Source organism: Petroclostridium sp. X23, from assembly GCF_030013905.1.
Lineage (GTDB): Bacteria > Bacillota > Clostridia > SK-Y3 > SK-Y3 > X23.
Genome location: NZ_CP124862.1, coordinates 1,672,478 through 1,690,093, shown reverse-complemented (window position 1 = coordinate 1,690,093; position 17,616 = coordinate 1,672,478). Strand labels below are relative to the sequence as shown.

Below are 17,616 nucleotides of genomic sequence, written 5' to 3'. Positions count from 1 at the left end.
AGCTATAAAAAAAGATTTTTATTCCCAACCGATATCAATTTCATCACCGGTTCTTACAATGTCTGTAAATGCTGCTTTATTCCCGTTTAGTTTCAAAACGATGTTTCCTTGGGGATTGGATAAATCAAAATCAATGTGATTAAATATATCTACAAACATGAAGTTTGTTTTATTGGTATCAATAATCAATTCCTTTCCGTTCACAGCTACCTTAAGCTGGCTTGCGGGAGCAGGAAGCTTGTTTACCACTACAAGTGGTTCATCAGGGACATCATCATTCCGGCTGATCTCTTCCGGTACGATGGATTCCTCTTCAATTTCAGACTCATGGTTATTTTGCGGAGCAATCTCCGTTTCAATCTTATCTCCATTTTGTATCATATATTCATCGGACACGATAGTTCCATTTATCTTTATAATACTACCGGTATCGGCATAATATTCCGCTACTTCCTCGATGGACAGCTGAGCCGGTTTACCCGTCTGCGCAGGTTTTATAGTAATGTTATCATTATGATTGATCACCGTTTCCAAATTGGCTGTTTTACCATTCACCACGATTTCAGCAGACTCACCATAATTTCCTTTAAGCGTCTTTTTTTCTCCATTAAGTTCAAAAGTAAGAGATGCACCACGTTTGGCCAGCAAATCCTTTGGATTGAATCCGATTAATACCAATGCATCGGCCACAATGAGTTTTCTGGTATTAAAGAGCCTGGTTGATTTTTTGTTGATGGTAATATCAATAAAATCCTGGCCTCTTTGTATCTGAGCTGTTACCGCGATACCGATGGGAGTGATGGCTTCCGGTCCCGAAAGTTTCTTTCCTTTTATCCTTACATTTTGGATAGCATTTCTGCCTCTTACTGCCACTCTATCTGTAGGGAGGTTTAACCGCTCAGCAATAAGCTGCGGCAAACCTGTGATCTGGCTGCCGCCTCCAACTAAAAACACGGCGTTGGGCGCTTTTTTATTGTACTGCAGAATTTTTTGTGTAATCGCGTTTGCCAGATGCTCAACGGCCGGTTGTATCGATGCCTTGATATCTTCAACATTCTTAACCTGTTTGCTGCCCATGATATCTGTAAAACTTACCGTTTCTTTAGAAGAGGACAGCGCCATCTTTATCTTTTCAGCCGTATTAAAATCAATCAAATAATTTTGACAGATCAGTTCCGTAATCTCATCTCCTGCTACAGGCACCATGGCATAGGCTACTACCGAGCCGCCTTTTGTAATAGCTATATCCGAAGTACCGGCGCCAATATCGATCAAGGCGAGATTTAATAACCGCAAGTCCTTCGGAATGCCTACATTAATGGCTGCGATAGGCTCCAGGGTTAAACTGTTGACCTCAAGACCTACTCTGTTCATTACGGCATAGAGACTGTCAACGACCGTGTGGGGGAGAAAAGTGGCTAGAATATCCGCGCTGATGGTTTTTCCTTTGTGACCTATTAGTGAACCTATAACATAATTATTCAAATAATAATTAATGATATCATAACCAACACAATAGTAAGGTGTTTTATCTTCGTTAGACAATTCTTCATCCAGCTGCATTTGTGCAAGCTGCATGCCTTCCATTTCAAGGCTTTTTACCAGTTCTCTATCAATCTCTTTTGAAGAATCAATCTCTCGGTGTATTTTGATTTGTTTTGTTTTAAGCACCCTGCCTGCAGCGGCGATAGCAACATTATTCAACGCTACTCCTGTTTTTTTCTCAAGGCTTCTTTTGACCTCATCTACCACAGAAGCAACTTGTTCTATATCGTGTACCTGCCCATCCATCATGGCGCGGCTTTTATGTTCTATAACCTCTGATGCGATTACTTTGAATATCTCTTTTTCCTGTAATCCAACAATGCCTATAACCGTTCTGGTTCCGATATCCAGAGCGAAAATCAAATCATTCATATCCAGAGTGCCGGTTTGCTTTAAACTCATGACCTATACTCCTTACGCTTATGATAGTTTCATTTAATAATTCGACATAATGTTTCTAAATCCTCCTTTGATTTTATCACAAAATCGTTAATTTTATTTAAATATTATGAATTTTAATGATGAAAAGATATCTGTAAAGGTGAATGGCATAAATATTTGACAACATTTTCCGGTGTAAGCAGCATTTATATGACGTATGATATTTCTAATAGAAAATGAAACGGAACTTAAGGTAAGATAAATAGTTCACGGTTCAGAGATTACTGTGAACCGTGAACTATTAAACTGTGAACTATAACGTCTTTTCGCCCGGTTTCCAATCAATAGGACATAATCCGCCTGATTGAAGCGCATGCAGCACACGAAGGGTCTCATCTACGCTTCTTCCAACATTAAGGTCATGGATAACCGAATAGCGGACTATTCCTTGCGGGTCGATGATAAACAGGCCTCTTAGAGCAATACCTTCTTCTTCGATCAATACTCCGTAATCTTTTGAAACGGTTTTGGTAAGATCGGACGCGATAGGGAAGTTGAGCTTACCCAGCCCTCCTTTAGCAGTGTCGGTATTAATCCATGCCTGATGAGAATACTGGCTATCTGTACTTACAGCCAATACCTCGGCGTCGGCTTTTTGGAATTCATCATATCTCTTGCTATATCCCGATATTTCAGTAGGGCACACAAAAGTGAAATCTAAAGGATAAAAGAACATGACCAACCATTTTCCTTTATAACCGTGAAGTGTAACTTCTCCAAAGCTCTGTCCATCGCCTAAGGCGGTTTTCATTGTGAACTCCGGCGCATTTTTTCCTACTAATCTTTCCATAACATACCTCCATTAAGTAAAGAAATTAATTCTTTAATAAGTATTTCCATACTTAGCGGAAATCATGACAGGAATTTACCTTGTTTTTATTTAATGAAGCGTGGTCCTCAATACTCTTTTAAGACTTTTGCGATTCTTTTTATTCCTTCTACCAAGTTCTCTTCTGTAGCGTTGGAATAATTGAGCCGGAAGCTGTTGGTTTTTCCGCCATTAGGGAAAAAAGAATCTCCCGGAACAAAAGCAACATTGTTTTTCAGGCACTTTGCAAGAACATCTTGTGAGTCCATCCCTTCAGGCATTTCTACCCAGGTAAACAGACCGCCGTTGGGATTATTAAAATGTACGTTTTCAGGGAACTCTTGTGCCATGGTATGGATGGCAATATCCTTTCGTTTTTTATAAACTCTTTTTAATTTGTCAATGTGTAGATCAATATCAAACATTTCTAAAAATTTATTCAGTTTTCTCTGGTCGATGATGGAGGTATGAAGGTCGGCGCTCTGCTTTACCAGTACATACTTTTCCAGAATAGGTTTTTCTGCAGCCACCCAGCCAATCCTAAAACCGGGGCAAAATATTTTTGAAAAGGTCCCTAAAAAAACGACCAGCCCTTTGGTATCCAATGATTTGAGGGAAGGTGCCATCTCACCCTCAAAGGTCAATTCGCCGTAAGGGTTATCTTCAACCACCATCATTTCATATTTATTAATGATGTGCATAAATGCTTTTCGTCGTGCGATTGACCAGGTGCGGCCGGTAGGATTTTGAAAGTCGGGAATAACATATATAAATTTTATGCCGGCAGTTGTTTTAAGGATGTTTTCCAATTCCTCAATCACCATGCCCTCATGGTCGGTAGGGACTTCAATAAATCTTGCGCCGTATGCCTTAAAAGCATTGATCGCCGCAAAATATGATGGGCTTTCACACAAGACAATATCATTTTCATCCAGAAAAACTTTTCCCGAGAAATCCAGGCCTTGCTGTGACCCGGTGGTTACTAATATATTTTCATGGGTTAGATGGGTCTTGGTTTTGGTATTCATCCTTTGGGCAATTTTTTGCCGCAGTGGAGTAAAACCTTCTGTTGTTGCATATTGCAGGGCCTGCATTCCTTCTTCTTCTAGTACTTTGATGGATGCTTGCTTTATTTCTTCAATAGGGAATAGTTCAGGTGCAGGTAATCCTCCTGCGAGAGAGATTACTTCTGCGTTTTCGGTAAGTTTTAATAATTCACGTGTCTCAGAGGCCTTAAGATGATCCATTCGTTTTGCAAACTTGGTTGTCATAGGGTCTTCCTCCTTACCTTAAAATAATATTTCTATATGATAGGGTTGATTTCGATACTTAAGCTTTCTTGTTTGGGCACGGATGGGGACATGCATTCTTTTACTGCTTTCATTAAAAGTTCTATCCCGGCGGTAATTTGATCCGGGGTAGGGAAAGAAAAGTTCAATCTAATATAATTGCGGTCTTGCTCACCGGAGAAAAAAGCCTTGCCCGGGACAAAAGCCACGCCCAATTCTGCTGCACGTATCAATAACTTTGATGGAATGATTTCTTCGGGAAGCTTGCACCAGATATATAATCCGCCTTGCGGGTGGTTCCATTCTACATCGGCCGGTGCGTATTTTTCTAAAGCTTTTATCATCGTATCCCGGCGGTAACGATATTGATCGCGAAGATGCTGTAAATGATCCGGAAGCAGTTCTTTGCTCAGATAATCATGAATCAAATACTGCCCTAAACTGTTTGCATGTAAGTCATCTATCTGTTTCACCAAGGCGAATTGGCGTATTACGGCACGTGGGGCAGTGACCCATCCTATACGTAAGCCGGGGAACAGTATTTTGGAGAAAGTACTTAAATAGATTACATATCCATGTTGATCCATGGCTTTAATAGGAAGCTCTTTTTCACCTTCATAAGTTAACTCTCCATAAGGGTCATCCTCCACGATGGGTATCTGGTAACGATATGCCAGCTCAAGCAGCTGCCGGCGGCGTTCTACTGCCATTACGGTACCTGACGGGTTCTGGTATATCGGGATGGTATAAATAAATTTTGGTTTGTGCCTTGATAAGATAGTTTCAAGCAAATCCATCCGCATACCTTGCTCATCAACAGGAACACCGATCATTCTTGCACCGGAGGCTTTGAATACTTGAAGAGCACCGATGTACGAAGGCTCCTCAACCACGATAAGGTCCCCGGGCTGGATGAAAATCCTTGCGATAAGGTCCAGCCCTTGCTGCGATCCGGAAAGAACCAGGATATCTTCGATGGAGGAATCTATTCCTCTGGCGCTTTGCAAACTGCAAATATCTTCCCTAAGGCCATAAACACCTTCCGTAGGAGTATGAAGAAGTACACCTGCTCCATGGGTGCCAAGAAGTTCTTGCTGCATTTCGGAAATCACTTTGGCAGGGTAGAAGTCCGGTGGAGTAATACCGGCGGCAAAAGAAATCATATCTTTTCGGTTAATAAGCTGCATTAGCTCCAGAAGTAACGGGTCTTGGGAACGGGCAGCGTTTTCATTATAGAGCTGACGCCATGAAATAGGCATAGGCTCAGTGACTGAGCTCGAAAGCGGCTCATCCGGATCATGTAAAACGATCGTTCCTCGGCCAATATGTGAATCTACCAGACCATCTGCTTTTAGTTCACGGTACGCGTTCAGTATAGTGCTCCGGTTCACTTGCAGGCTGTCGGCGAGTCTGCGTTCAGGCGGCAAGCGATATCCGGGCGGTAATATGCCGGATACGATCATCTGTCGAATTTGATTCTTAATCTGTAAATATATAGGGGTAGAATTATTGCGATTAACATGAATATTCATAACATCATTCCTTAATATTAATAGATTGGATCCAACCAATTTAAATATTAATCTTATTATATACGCTTTTAAAGTAGAAACAACCACCAATTACTCGTTTTTTATACCATCCAATTATTTGGTATCTTATTGGCAGAATTAAAGTTTAGAATAAATAGATAATATTGGTACTTGACATTATTGATAATTGTAGTATAATAAGATGTTGAAACGTTAAAACACCATAATACCCTACTTGGCTATACAAGTTGGGTTATTTTATCCATTTGAGTAGGTGCTGGGCATGAGTAACGACAATTTTAAATCAATAGCGCAAAATAAAAAAGCACGCCATGATTACTTTATTGAAGAATCATTTGAAGCTGGTATCGAGCTTTACGGTACGGAAGTAAAATCTGTCCGTCAAGGGAAAGTGAATTTAAAGGATAGCTATGCTTCAGTTGATAATGGAGAAGTAATTATTAAAGGCATGCATATTAGTCCTTATGAAAAAGGAAATATATTTAATAAGGATCCACTAAGGCATCGCCGGTTACTTTTACATCGTTATCAGATCAATAAACTGATCGGAGCGACACAGCAGCAGGGATATTCACTTATTCCGTTGCAGGTGTATCTGAAAGGCTCGTTGGTAAAAGTCCAGCTTGCACTTGCAAAAGGTAAAAAGAACTATGACAAAAGAGCAGATATCGCTGAACGTGACGCGAAACGCGACATGGACAGAGCACTGCGCGAGAGAAATAAAATGTAAGCCATGTGTAGTTATTAATCAATAGTTGGATTTCAAAATGTTTGTATTTTCACTATTAATTATTAACTATTCACTATATACTTGGGGGCGTACTGGTTTCGACGGGGATGTTGAAGCATGAGTAGCGAGTAGTGGACCAGGGCCACTATAAAACTTGGAAAATTAAAGATAAACGCTGAAGATAATTTAGCTTTCGCGGCCTAATAAGGCCGTCGTTCAACCTAGGATCACCGCGGCCTAGGATTGGGCGTCGATTAGCGGTGAACGTGACATAGCTAAGCTTTGCGCTATGCATGACTAATGAAGCTACTAAAGCTGTAAGCTTGTGGGCAGGCGTGCAGTGGAGGGAATGTTAAAACACCCAATGCACTCGGAGAAGCTTATGTGAATGCGTTTTCGGACAGGGGTTCAATTCCCCTCGCCTCCACCAAGATAAGTGGACAGATTAAGTGATAAAAATAATCATTTAATCTGTCCTTTATTTTTTCCTAATTTTATGAAATAATATAGTAAGAAAAGGAGTCGAGTGTATGGCCAAAAAAGTACAAAAAAGAATAATTTTTGGATACAACCGAAATGCTTTAAACCATTTTGAGATAAATCAGGCACAAGCATTAGCAGTTAAACTACTTTTTGAATTGTATGCAGATGGAGAAAGCATGCAAGCAATATCAACAAGGCTTGAGTTATGCGATATTCCTTCTCCATATAATAACTCGAGATGGGGAAAACAAGCAATAGCAAAGATTTTATCATATGAGCGGTATGTTGGAGATGAAGACTATCCACAGATAATTGATAAGGAATTATTCGAAAGGGTTCAGAAAGTTAGGCAGAGTAAGGCAAAATGAGATCTGCAAAACAGGTTAGTAAATATGTTAATAAAAAAGAAATGTCTGTTAAGAGAGTTGCTGCTTATTGCCGAGTAAGTACAAAACATGAAGAGCAGCGGCTTAGCTTGAAGGGCCAAGAAGAATATTATAGGTCAAAAATCAGTAAAAACCCTTTATGGGAATTAGTTGGGATATATTCAGACAAAGCTTCTGGAAGAAGTCGAAAAGGAAGGAAACAGTTTGAGTTATTAATGTCGGACTGCCACGACGGGAAAATTGATATTATTCTTGTGAAATCAATCAGCAGGTTTGGGAGAAATACTCTTGAAACAATAAATGCTTTAAATGAATTAAAGCTTCTAAGTATAAACGTTATTTTTGAAATTGAGAAGTTAGAGTTATTTGGTAAGCATTCTGACTTAATGATTACAATATATGCGGCTCTTTATCAGAATGAAAGCGAACTACGAAGTTTCAATATTAAGTGGGGTATTGAACGTAGCTTTAGAAGAATTGACTCAAAATATCTGAGCCGTAGTTGCTTCGGATATCATCAGGGTACCGAGGGGGAATTGCTAATTGAACTGGAAGAAGCTGAAATTATAAAGAATTTATATAAATTTTATCTTGAGGGAAAAAGTCTTAGAGAATTGGCAATTTGGTTAGAGAAAAATGAAGTGAAATCACCAAGAGGCAAATATAAATGGAGTGCAGAGACGATAAATAAAATACTTTCAAACGAAAAATATACTGGAAATGTCTTGCTTCAAAAGACTTATGTAGAAGATTATCTAAAAGGCAAGCAAATTATTAATTTAGGACAAAAAGCTAAGTACTATATTTTAAATTCTCATGAAGCAATTATATCGAAAGAAGATTTTGAAAAAGTACAAGAGGAAAAGAGACGAAGAAGATTTATAAAATAAGGATGTTTCTATGGATTACAAACAATTGTTTGACAAGTATCAATCATTACTGATAGAGAATAACAATTTAAAAGATGAAATTAAAAGCCTGAAATTTCGGCTTGGAATTATAGAATGCCAAGCTGATTGTGATGCGATTTTAAATCAAGAAACTCTAATTGAGTGTACCGACCAAGAACCATTGGAAGACGAACCAGGTGACAAAGCCTTTCAAATAGAAGTTAATAATATGTCAGAGCCCCATGAAAAAATAAAACTTTATATGTCATTGTTTAAAGGAAGAGAAGATGTCTATGCAAAAAGATGGGTAAGCCTTAAGAAGGGTACAGCCGGATATTCGCCTTTTTGCTTGAACGAATGGAAGTATGGTGTATGTAGGAAACCAAAAGGTGGTTGTAACGATTGTTTACACGAAGATTACGCTCCATTAAATGAGAAAGTAATTGATATGCATTTGCGAGGAGTTGATAGTAAAGGCAAATCTTTTGTTGCAGGAATATATCCACTTTGTCAGGATGAAACTTGTTGGTTTCTTGCCATTGATTTTGATAAAGGGGAATGGCAGAAGGAAATTACGGTTTTTAGAGAGGTATGCAAGGAGTTTAGAATTCCTTTAGCTGTTGAACGTTCACGTTCCGGAAATGGAGCTCATGTATGGTTTTTCTTTGAAAATCCTATTTCTGGTATGCAGGCAAGAAAATTTGGGAGTGCATTGATTACCTGTTGCATGTCTAAAAGGCATGAAATCCCGTTTGAATCATATGACAGGCTTTTCCCAAATCAAGATACAATGCCAAAAGGTGGATTTGGCAATCTTATAGTTTTACCTTTGCAAAAGGCGGCAAGAAACGATAATAATAGTGTCTTCATAAATGAAAATTTTGAACCCATCGATGACCAGTGGGCTTTTCTAAGTTCCATTAAAAAACTTTCTGAAAATGAAGTGGAAACATATACTTACAAGCTTTGTAATGGAAATGAGCTTGGCATATTAAAGAAAGATGATGAAGAAGAGCATAAACCATGGGAAATCAATAGAGTTGAATTATGTAGAAATGATTTTTCTGATGAAATTCGAATTATCAAAGCAAACATGCTGTACATATCTAAAACAGGAATCTCTCATAGAGCATTAAATCGTTTAAAGCGTTTGGCCGCATTTAAGAATGCTGAATTTTAAAAGCACAGGCCATGAGGATGCCTACCTATGACAAGCCAAGAATTATATCATGCTCTGAAGAAACAACAGAATATTTATGCCTGCCGAGAGGTTGTGAAAGTGATTTAAAAGCGGTTTTGAATGAATTTAGAGTAAATGTAGATATTACTGATGAAACAAACAGAGAAAAAAGAATTGACATTGAATTCAATGGGGTTCTACGTGATGAACAGCCAAAAGCAGTTGAAAAGCTCTTAGAGTATGATAATGGTATACTTTGCGGAACAACAGCCTTTGGCAAAACAGTAGTAGCCATTAAATTAATGGCGGAAAGAAAAGTGAATACATTAATTCTAGTTAACAAAGTAAGTCTAGTTTCACAATGGAAAAAGAGATTAACAGAATTCCTTAAAATAAACGAATCTTTGCCTGATTTAGTTGAGGAGAAAAAGAGAGGTAGAAAGAAAACAAAAAGCATCATAGGACAGTTGGGAGCAGGAAAAGACAATCTTAGCGGTATCATTGATATAGCAGTTATGCAATCTTTGAACAGAATGGGTGAAGTGAAGGATTGTATAAAGAATTACGGCTTGATTATTGTGGATGAGTGCCACCATGTCTCTGCTTTCAGTTTTGAAAAGGTACTTAAAAGTACAAATGCAAAATATGTTTATGGATTAACTGCAACACCTACCCGGAAAGATGGACACCATCCTATTATATTTATGCAGTGCGGCCCTATCAGATATAGAGATGATGCTAAAAAGCAAGCAGAAAAGAGGCCTTTCGAGCATTATATTATTCCAAGATTCACTTCTTTTCGTGTTCCGTTGGATAAAGATGAAAAAGATGTTTCCATAAATGAGTTGTATGCTGAAATTGTTGAAAATGAAATGCGTAATAATCAGATTGTGGAGGATGTAATTAAAAGCCATAAAAGTGGAAGAAATTGTGTCGTGCTAACCGAAAGAACAGCCCATGTTGAGTGGTTTTCTGAAAATTTAAGCAAGCATATTCCGGATGTTATTTCTCTCACGGGTGGTATGAGGGCTAAAGAAACCAGAGAAATGATGAAAAGAATAGCAGAAACTCCTCTTGATAAGAATCTAACCCTAGTGGCTACCGGTAAATATATTGGAGAAGGTTTTGATGAGCCACGTCTGGATACCTTGTTTCTGGCTATGCCAATATCATGGAAGGGAACATTGCAGCAGTATGCTGGAAGACTTCATAGACTATTTGATGGAAAAAATGAAGTGCAAATTTATGATTATGTAGATGTTCATGTGAAAATGCTTGAGAAGATGTATGATAAAAGACTTGCGGGATATGCCTCAATTGGATATAAAGCAAAGGGTGAGATAGATAGGACAGTTGCTATAAATGTTATATTTGACAAAATCAACTTTTTACCAGTTTATACAAATGATATAATGAGTTCTGAAAGAGAAATTATTATTGTAAGTCCTTTTGTTACAAAGAGGAGAAGCTTGCAAATGCTGAAAATTCTTGAAGTTGCTCTGAGGAATAAGATAAAAGTAATTATAGTAACCAGGCCGGTTAAAGATTTCCAAAGCAAAGATACTACCTCCTTACAGGAAACATTAGAAACTCTCACAGCTGTTGGAATAAGTCTGGTTTATAAGTCCAATATACATCAGAAGTTTGCTGTTATGGATCAAAAGATTGTTTGGTACGGAAGTATAAATCTAATGAGTTTTGGAAGTGCCGAAGAAAGTATCATGCGGTTGGAGAGCTATAATATTGCAAATGAACTTATTAAAAGTATAGAAGTAGATGTTCAGTAAATAACAACAAAATGGTATAGAATGTTAAAGTTTTAGGTTATAGCAATAAACTATGTTCATGTGTACTTTGAAAATTTAAAGAATGGATGATAGGAATAATTTGGTATCTAAAAATGGTCGGAGATTCCCTATGCAAGAGAATAGTAAGAATATTTTTCCTGTAGTTTATGCAGCAGTCTTATGGTATTCTTTATTCTCAAGGGTTATGGCTATGGCTTTTGCATGTTGGAGCATGCAAACTAAGGCAGTTCTCACGAAGAAGTTCTTGGTACCCCTAAATAATGGAGATTTAAGACCGTTGTTGAGTACAATATCTCCAATAACGGATTCTATACGTGCTCTTCTTGAATAGATGTCTTTCCAGAGTTGTGAGCCTCTGGGAACTTGGGTAAACCAACGAATATCATCTTCAATGTGAGTATAGACTGTCTTGCCATAGCCAGAATCACAACATGGATGATCACACTTTAGTTTTTCAGCCAATTTTTTAGAAGCTTTTCTTGGACACCGCCATTTTAGTCGTCTTTTTTTCTTATCAATACCCCAATAGTAAAATGTATGACCAGCAGCACAAACAGGCAAACCAAACTCATTAGTAGGTGTTGGAGTTTGAGAATTTCTTGGATTAATTGCAATAATAGGCTTACCGCCTAGTAAACTAATCCACCAGTAAACATAATAAGCGTCGTATCCCGAATCAGCAATGACATAATGAAAGTCAACTTTCAAGTTGTGATAAAGATGCATTATTAGATGTGGTGTCATTCTAACATCGTGGACATCAGCACCTTCGACGAAGAATGTTAGTGGTAGGCATTTAGATGGATTATCTATCATAGGAGTTGTTGCAAAATGCAGACCGTATCCCATTAGATATTCATCAAGATTATGATCATAACCTTTTGTGGCTTCGGAGTCAGTACACATAGAGCATTTAAAGGGTTTTATATTACTGGCATAGCATCTACAATATTTTTCAGGAACATACTTTTGTTTGCAAAAAGATTTTACCTTGCAGCCGTCAAAGATTACTTTATCATGGGGATCAATGATTCCTAATTCGATAGATTCTTTGACAAATAACAATTCAAATATTTTACGGATTAGAGAACCTTGAAGCATGACATCTTCAACGTTTTCATCGCCGAAAAGATTAGAGATAAACCAAGAGAAATAAGCCTTAGAGGGCGTCTTGTCAGGAGAGAAACCTGATAGATAAGCATATCTTGGTGTATCCCTAAGTTCTTTGACCCATTTATTAATGGATGTAAAGCCAGCAAGGTACATCACAAGTAAAGACCTTAAAGCATCTTGAGGGCGATAAAGTGCAATACGTCCTGCAGGATTTTGTGAATAAAAATGTAAACAGAAGTCATAAACACGAGATAGATCAATCTTTGATATTATCTTAGCAATGCTGTCAGTCTCACTGACAGATAGAAATAAATTAAGTTTATAAGCCAGGTGACTCTGGTTTGGTGGAAGCAATGACATCAGCCCCTTTCTAAAATATTCTCTATTTTAGCAGGTTTGAGGGCTGTGAGGTGAAGAAAATTGTTTCCAGTTGATAAAATCAAGTTGAATCAAGGGGTTCAGCTTTGCTGAACACCAACGTATAGAAAGGAGTGAGGTGAAGTCATGACGAATACCAATCTTGAGATTATCATACAGGAAGGCGAAAGCTATAAAGTTGAATTTAAGGAAAGTATTGATAAAACTTTGGTTGAAGAGGTTTGTGCGTTTGCTAATGCATCCGGCGGTAGATTGTTTATAGGAATTTCTGATAATGGAAAGATAACAGGAACAGACACTAGTAATGTTGCACGTTCAAGGATTCAAGACACAATTAGACAAATTCAACCGGATTTAGCTATAGGATTAGAGGTTCTTGAAAATATTATTATTCTTACAATTCGTGAAGGTAAAGAGAAGCCATATAGCTGTTCAAAGGGATTCTATCTCAGAGTTGGGCCGAATTCTCAGAAGCTAAGCAGAAATGAAATAATTGCTTTTGTACAGTCAGAGGGAAGAATAAGGTTTGATGAATTGGTAAAGAATGAAGCAAATGTAGCAGAATTGCTTGATAAGAATAAGTTTGAACGATATTTGAAGTTTTCTAGTATTAGTAATGTACTTCCACAGGAGGATATACTTTTAAATTTAGGTTGCTGTATACAAGAAGAAGGAAAAGCGAAATTTACCAATGCGGGCTTGCTGTTTTTCACAAATGACCCCATGAGGTACATTCCGCAAGCCCAAGTGGTATGTGCTTTGTATAAAGGAGCAAAGAAAGTAAATGTTCTAGACCGCAAAGACTTGACGGGTGATTTGGTAACAATCATTGATGAAGCTGTTGTTTTTCTAAAAAAGCACTTAAATCTTCGTTACGAAATAAAAGAAATACGAAGAAAAGAGATTTTGGAATTACCGGAAATAGCTCTTAGAGAGGCAGTAGTGAATGCTGTTTGTCATAGAGATTATTTTGAAAAGGGCGCAAGTATTATGATTGAGATTTTTGATGACAGGGTTGAAATTAGTAATCCAGGTTCTTTGCCGCATGGCATGGCTATAGAGGATTTCGGTAAGAGAAGTATGACAAGAAACCCTACCATTGCCTCTTTATTACATCGGATTAACTATATTGAGAAAATGGGTACAGGAATTAACCGAATGAAGGAAGCTTGTAAAGAAGTCGGTGTAGCAGAACCAGTGTTTGAGATTACAGGGTTTTTCACCATTATATTTTACAGAAACCATATTGAAAATGATAAAAACTTCGGTGATTTCGGTGAAAACTTCGGTGATTTCGGTGTTCATATAAATGAAACACAAATAAAAATTCTAAAACTAATTCAGGCAGACTCTAAAATTTCAGCAAAGCGGATAGCTGAAAACTTAAATATGACTACTAGAGCCATCGAGCAAAGTTTAAAAGATTTGAGAGAAAAAAACTTGATTCAAAGAATTGGTTCTGCAAGAGGGGGAAGTTGGATGATTGATATAGCAATCCAAAATAAACTGAAATAACTTAGTTTATAATGGGTATGCACCTTTTAGCGGAAATTCTATACTTTTTAACAGTATTCAAAAAATTTAGCGTTAATCAATACCGCTAAATTGTATCAAAATTATAGTGATTAGACAAATAAGAACTACAATTTTAATACAATGGAAAGTCCTTGATCAAGGGCTTTCGTTGTTTCTGGGGTAAAAATGAGACATGAATTAGGTCAAGTTTAACTGCGAAAATGGAAGAAAGATACAAAAATGCACCGGGGGGTCATCCTGGTGCAAGGGGTGTGCACAAATCCACAATTAAACTATAACATTATCACATGCTAGCGCTCAACACTTATTGTATAGAGTTATAGGAACAAAAAGTACCAACTCTACATCTTTTGAGAGCTAATTATACATTAGAATTTAGTGTAGAATACATTTTCATTAACTATTTTATTTATTAAGATTTTGCAATTGTTTTTTATAGATGACATATTTCATTATGGATAATAGCCTCTAAAATAGTATTACCAGATATCCCGGTTAATGAATTAGAAGGTCGTATTACTAACCTAGAGTCAGGTAGAATTGATGCAACGGTAGGAAGTTCAATTCTCGTAGACCAAGTTGGTGGGTCTTCAGGAGTGGGGAATAACTGGTTTCCAAATCCTCCAATGTTTGGAATGTAAATTTCTCCTATGTAGATATCAAAATTACCGAATACTGACGGTTGTGCTAATGTTGCCAGAAAGCTCACCGCCTGACCACCTCTAGGAGCAAAATTGATATAAGCTACCCCTCCTGTACCAAATGGAACACTAACAATGGGCATTAAAATAATAGAACAGGGATAGGGTATAAGACCTGGTACGCAAAGGACATCTCCAGGGTATATGATATTAGGATTTGTTATGTGAGGATTATTTACTACAAGTGCTTCAAATCTTGTTCTGAAGATTTGAGCTATATTGAAGAAGGTATCTCCAGGCTGAACGGTATATCGACCTAGAAATGCCGGCGGACAGGTTTGTGGAACTCGCCTGTATTGTTGTAGAGTAAACATAACTACTACCTCCATATTTTTATATTGGCACAGTAACTATAACGGAAACAATGTTTCAATCAGTAAAGATGCTATGATATAATATGTAGTAATAGTTCGAGTTGCTACATCAGTGACCTATCACAGAGTAATTAAAATAGTTAATCTTATCATCCTGACTAGGGACTTGAGTTATCCTCGTAACCGGTGATATCACGCAAAGTAAATTCCAGGTGGATATGTTTCCGCATACGATGCTCGTGGAGACGTGCGTACTTCTTTCCCACAAAAATGCTGATACACATATCAACGTAAATGTGGAGTTTGGTGAGGGCGATGGAAAAATTCCGACAGATAAATTAGCTGAAAAAGCGGAGGAACACAGACCTAGCGAAAGAGTAACCTATAAAATGATACAAGAGTATATAGAAAGCAAATATGGAGTCAAGGTGCATACGTTTATATTGCAGAAGTAAAAAGAGATTTGGGGTTGCCTATGTATGGTGCTCCTAATGCAGTAGAAGAATTGAAAAATCCGACGAAGCATCCAACACCTGAGAAGGTGGAAGCAATTAAGGATGCATTAAAATATTTTGGGATGATATAAACTATTTTGCTGACCGCCTGCATAACTGTGGGCGGTTAAATCTAAATGATAGGAAAGGTTAATGTCTTAAATTCGATGAATTTGATATGATTAAATAAATATCTCAAATTTACATAGATAGAGGTGTAAGTGATGTTTTCGAAGAAATGCTGACAAAAAAAATCATAATCGTACCTTTAAAAACAGAAAAGAATATCTGTTAAGTTGAGAAAAAATATAATAGGTGGTGAAGGAATGAAGTGCTGCAGTGTAATTGCCGGAATAGATTTGAAAGACAATTAAAATATTAGGAGGATTTGTAATGTCTATTCCGGAAGAAAAAAAATATCCACGTACAGGTGATACGCAAACCATTTATCTAAAGTCTATTATTACCGATGCTAATATAAAGATTGGTGATTATACAATGTATAATGACTTTGTAAATGATCCGATTTATTTTGAAAAAAACAATGTTTTATATCATTATCCTGTAAATCATGATAAATTGATTATTGGTAATTTTTGTTCCATTGCTTGTGGTGCTAAGTTTATTTTTACCAGTGCCAACCATACTTTGAAGTCTCTCTCTACTTATCCGTTCCCTCTGTTTTGGGAAGAATATGGGCTTGCACAGAATGATGTCACACAGGCCTGGGATAACAAGGGCGATATCATTATTGGAAATGATGTATGGATTGGGTATGAAGCGGTTATTATGTCCGGCATTCATATTGGAAATGGAGCAATTATAGGAACAAGAGCAGTTGTAACAAAAGATGTTGAGCCATATACAATAGTGGGTGGTGTGCCGGCAAAGCCTATTAAAAAGCGATTTAATGATGAAACAATTGAAAAATTACAATCTATTTGTTGGTGGAACTGGGATAAAGAAAAAGTCCGTGAAAAAATAAATGATATTATGTGCGGAAATATAGATAAATTGTAAGTGTTTGTTTTTTTGGAAAACGCAAAACAAGCAAACTTAGAGGCATCGAGATAGAAAAATCTTGGTGCCTCGTTTTAATTGTTTGCTATATGTCTTTGTAGATATAACTGAAATAAATCTTATTATTTGAGTGGGCAGTTATGAATTCTGAAATTGTTATGCAGACGCGGGGACGGAAGAACGTGTGAAAACCCCATAAATTGGTTAACATAAATATGAAAGAATATGCTATAATCTAATCTGTTAATTAGAAAGCAGGTGGATTATGAGATATATAGAAGGAATTGCTAGAAAGAGAAAGATTGCTTATCCAGAATATATAGATGATTATATTACCGATGATAATCAAGTTCGAGTCATTGATGCATTTGTTGACACCTTAGACTTGGTTCAATTGAGTTTCAAAAATGCTACTCCTTCACATACCGGGAGGTTGGGATTTAATCCCAAAGATTTATTAAAGCTATATATCTATGGTTATATGAATAGGATTACTTCCTCGAGAAGACTGGAATCAGAAGCAACTAGGAATGTCGAGTTAATGTGGCTAATTCGAAAACTAAGACCTGATTTTAAGACAATCGCTGATTTTAGAAAAGACAATAAAGATGCAATACAAAAGGTATTCAAACAGTTTGTTGCACTATGTAAACAATGGGATTTGTTTGGGATGGAAGTAGTTGCGGTTGACAGGTCTAAATTTAGAGCTAGCAACTCTAAGAGGAATAATTTTAATCAGAAGAATTTAGCTCGTAAAATTAAGTATCTTGAAGAAAAAATACAAGAATATATGACGCAGCTAGATGAAAATGACATCTGCGAAGAATCCATTAGAAAGCTTGATGCACAAGAAATAAAAGACAGAATAAAAGAGTTAAAAGCCCGTAAAGTGAACTGTATGAGGGTTATCAGCAGGAACTAAAAGAAAAAGGAATTAATGAAATATC

15 protein-coding genes and 1 other RNA gene are annotated in these 17,616 nt (G+C 37.1%); 10 read left to right on the top strand and 6 right to left on the bottom strand.

What is annotated here, in order from left to right; all coding sequences use genetic code 11:
• Positions 1-18: 18 nt before the first annotated feature.
• The 4 genes from QKW49_RS08280 to QKW49_RS08265 form a co-directional block, all read right to left on the bottom strand.
• Complete coding sequence (locus tag QKW49_RS08280; RefSeq protein WP_282867074.1) at positions 19-1,947, bottom strand: cell division protein FtsA; 1,929 nt, start codon at positions 1,945-1,947, stop codon at positions 19-21.
• Between the two features lie 292 nt (positions 1,948-2,239).
• The gene (locus QKW49_RS08275) at positions 2,240-2,776 is read right to left on the bottom strand and encodes a peroxiredoxin (RefSeq protein ID WP_282867073.1); all 537 of its coding nucleotides are present in this window, start codon (positions 2,774-2,776) and stop codon (positions 2,240-2,242) included.
• Positions 2,777-2,883: 107 nt separating this feature from the next.
• Positions 2,884-4,065: a PLP-dependent aminotransferase family protein gene (locus tag QKW49_RS08270; RefSeq protein ID WP_282867072.1), complete on the bottom strand. Its 1,182-nt coding sequence runs from the start codon at positions 4,063-4,065 to the stop codon at positions 2,884-2,886.
• 32 nt (positions 4,066-4,097) lie between these two features.
• Positions 4,098-5,615 (bottom strand): PLP-dependent aminotransferase family protein, encoded by a 1,518-nt coding sequence (locus tag QKW49_RS08265; protein ID WP_282867071.1) that lies wholly within the window; start codon positions 5,613-5,615, stop codon positions 4,098-4,100.
• A 283-nt stretch (positions 5,616-5,898) separates the two neighbouring features.
• On the opposite strand from QKW49_RS08265, the gene smpB reads away from it, so the two are divergent.
• The 6 genes from smpB to QKW49_RS26020 all read left to right on the top strand — a co-directional run bounded on the left by smpB (position 5,899) and on the right by QKW49_RS26020 (position 11,092).
• Positions 5,899-6,366 (top strand): SsrA-binding protein SmpB, encoded by a 468-nt coding sequence (smpB, locus tag QKW49_RS08260; protein WP_282867070.1) that lies wholly within the window; start codon positions 5,899-5,901, stop codon positions 6,364-6,366.
• 83 nt (positions 6,367-6,449) lie between these two features.
• Positions 6,450-6,796: a transfer-messenger RNA gene (gene ssrA, locus QKW49_RS08255) on the top strand.
• A gap of 100 nt (positions 6,797-6,896) precedes the next feature.
• A complete protein-coding gene (locus tag QKW49_RS08250) occupies positions 6,897-7,217 on the top strand; it encodes a recombinase family protein (RefSeq protein WP_282867069.1) in 321 nt (106 codons plus the stop codon).
• On the top strand, positions 7,214-8,125 hold the full coding sequence (locus QKW49_RS08245; protein WP_282867067.1) for a recombinase family protein: 912 nt from the start codon (positions 7,214-7,216) through the stop codon (positions 8,123-8,125). The genes QKW49_RS08250 and QKW49_RS08245 overlap by 4 nt, the downstream gene beginning before the upstream one ends.
• A 10-nt stretch (positions 8,126-8,135) precedes the next feature.
• Complete coding sequence (locus tag QKW49_RS26025) at positions 8,136-9,305, top strand: hypothetical protein (protein ID WP_349239095.1); 1,170 nt, start codon at positions 8,136-8,138, stop codon at positions 9,303-9,305.
• 17 nt (positions 9,306-9,322) lie between these two features.
• Positions 9,323-11,092, top strand: coding sequence for a DEAD/DEAH box helicase family protein (locus QKW49_RS26020; RefSeq protein WP_349239094.1), 1,770 nt, complete (start codon positions 9,323-9,325; stop codon positions 11,090-11,092).
• A gap of 165 nt (positions 11,093-11,257) precedes the next feature.
• Here the strand turns inward: QKW49_RS26020 and QKW49_RS08235 are convergent, their stop codons facing one another.
• A complete protein-coding gene (locus QKW49_RS08235) occupies positions 11,258-12,586 on the bottom strand; it encodes a transposase (RefSeq protein WP_282863714.1) in 1,329 nt (442 codons plus the stop codon).
• Between the two features lie 144 nt (positions 12,587-12,730).
• Here QKW49_RS08235 and QKW49_RS08230 point away from each other — a divergent pair, with 144 nt between their 5' ends.
• Positions 12,731-14,119 (top strand): helix-turn-helix domain-containing protein, encoded by a 1,389-nt coding sequence (locus QKW49_RS08230; protein WP_282867066.1) that lies wholly within the window; start codon positions 12,731-12,733, stop codon positions 14,117-14,119.
• A 454-nt stretch (positions 14,120-14,573) separates the two neighbouring features.
• On the opposite strand, the gene QKW49_RS08225 is transcribed toward QKW49_RS08230, so the two are convergent.
• A complete protein-coding gene (locus QKW49_RS08225; RefSeq protein WP_282867065.1) occupies positions 14,574-15,155 on the bottom strand; it encodes a LysM peptidoglycan-binding domain-containing protein in 582 nt (193 codons plus the stop codon).
• Between the two features lie 218 nt (positions 15,156-15,373).
• Here QKW49_RS08225 and QKW49_RS26015 point away from each other — a divergent pair, with 218 nt between their 5' ends.
• The 3 genes from QKW49_RS26015 (at position 15,374) to QKW49_RS08210 (ending at position 17,591) form a co-directional block, all read left to right on the top strand.
• Positions 15,374-15,610 carry a hypothetical protein gene (locus QKW49_RS26015; RefSeq protein ID WP_349239093.1) on the top strand — a complete coding sequence of 79 codons (237 nt, stop codon included), beginning with the start codon at positions 15,374-15,376 and terminating at the stop codon, positions 15,608-15,610.
• Between the two features lie 432 nt (positions 15,611-16,042).
• Positions 16,043-16,669 (top strand): CatB-related O-acetyltransferase, encoded by a 627-nt coding sequence (locus QKW49_RS08215; RefSeq protein WP_282867064.1) that lies wholly within the window; start codon positions 16,043-16,045, stop codon positions 16,667-16,669.
• Positions 16,670-16,934: 265 nt separating this feature from the next.
• Positions 16,935-17,591: a transposase gene (locus QKW49_RS08210; RefSeq protein WP_282867063.1), complete on the top strand. Its 657-nt coding sequence runs from the start codon at positions 16,935-16,937 to the stop codon at positions 17,589-17,591.
• Positions 17,592-17,616: the final 25 nt, after the last annotated feature.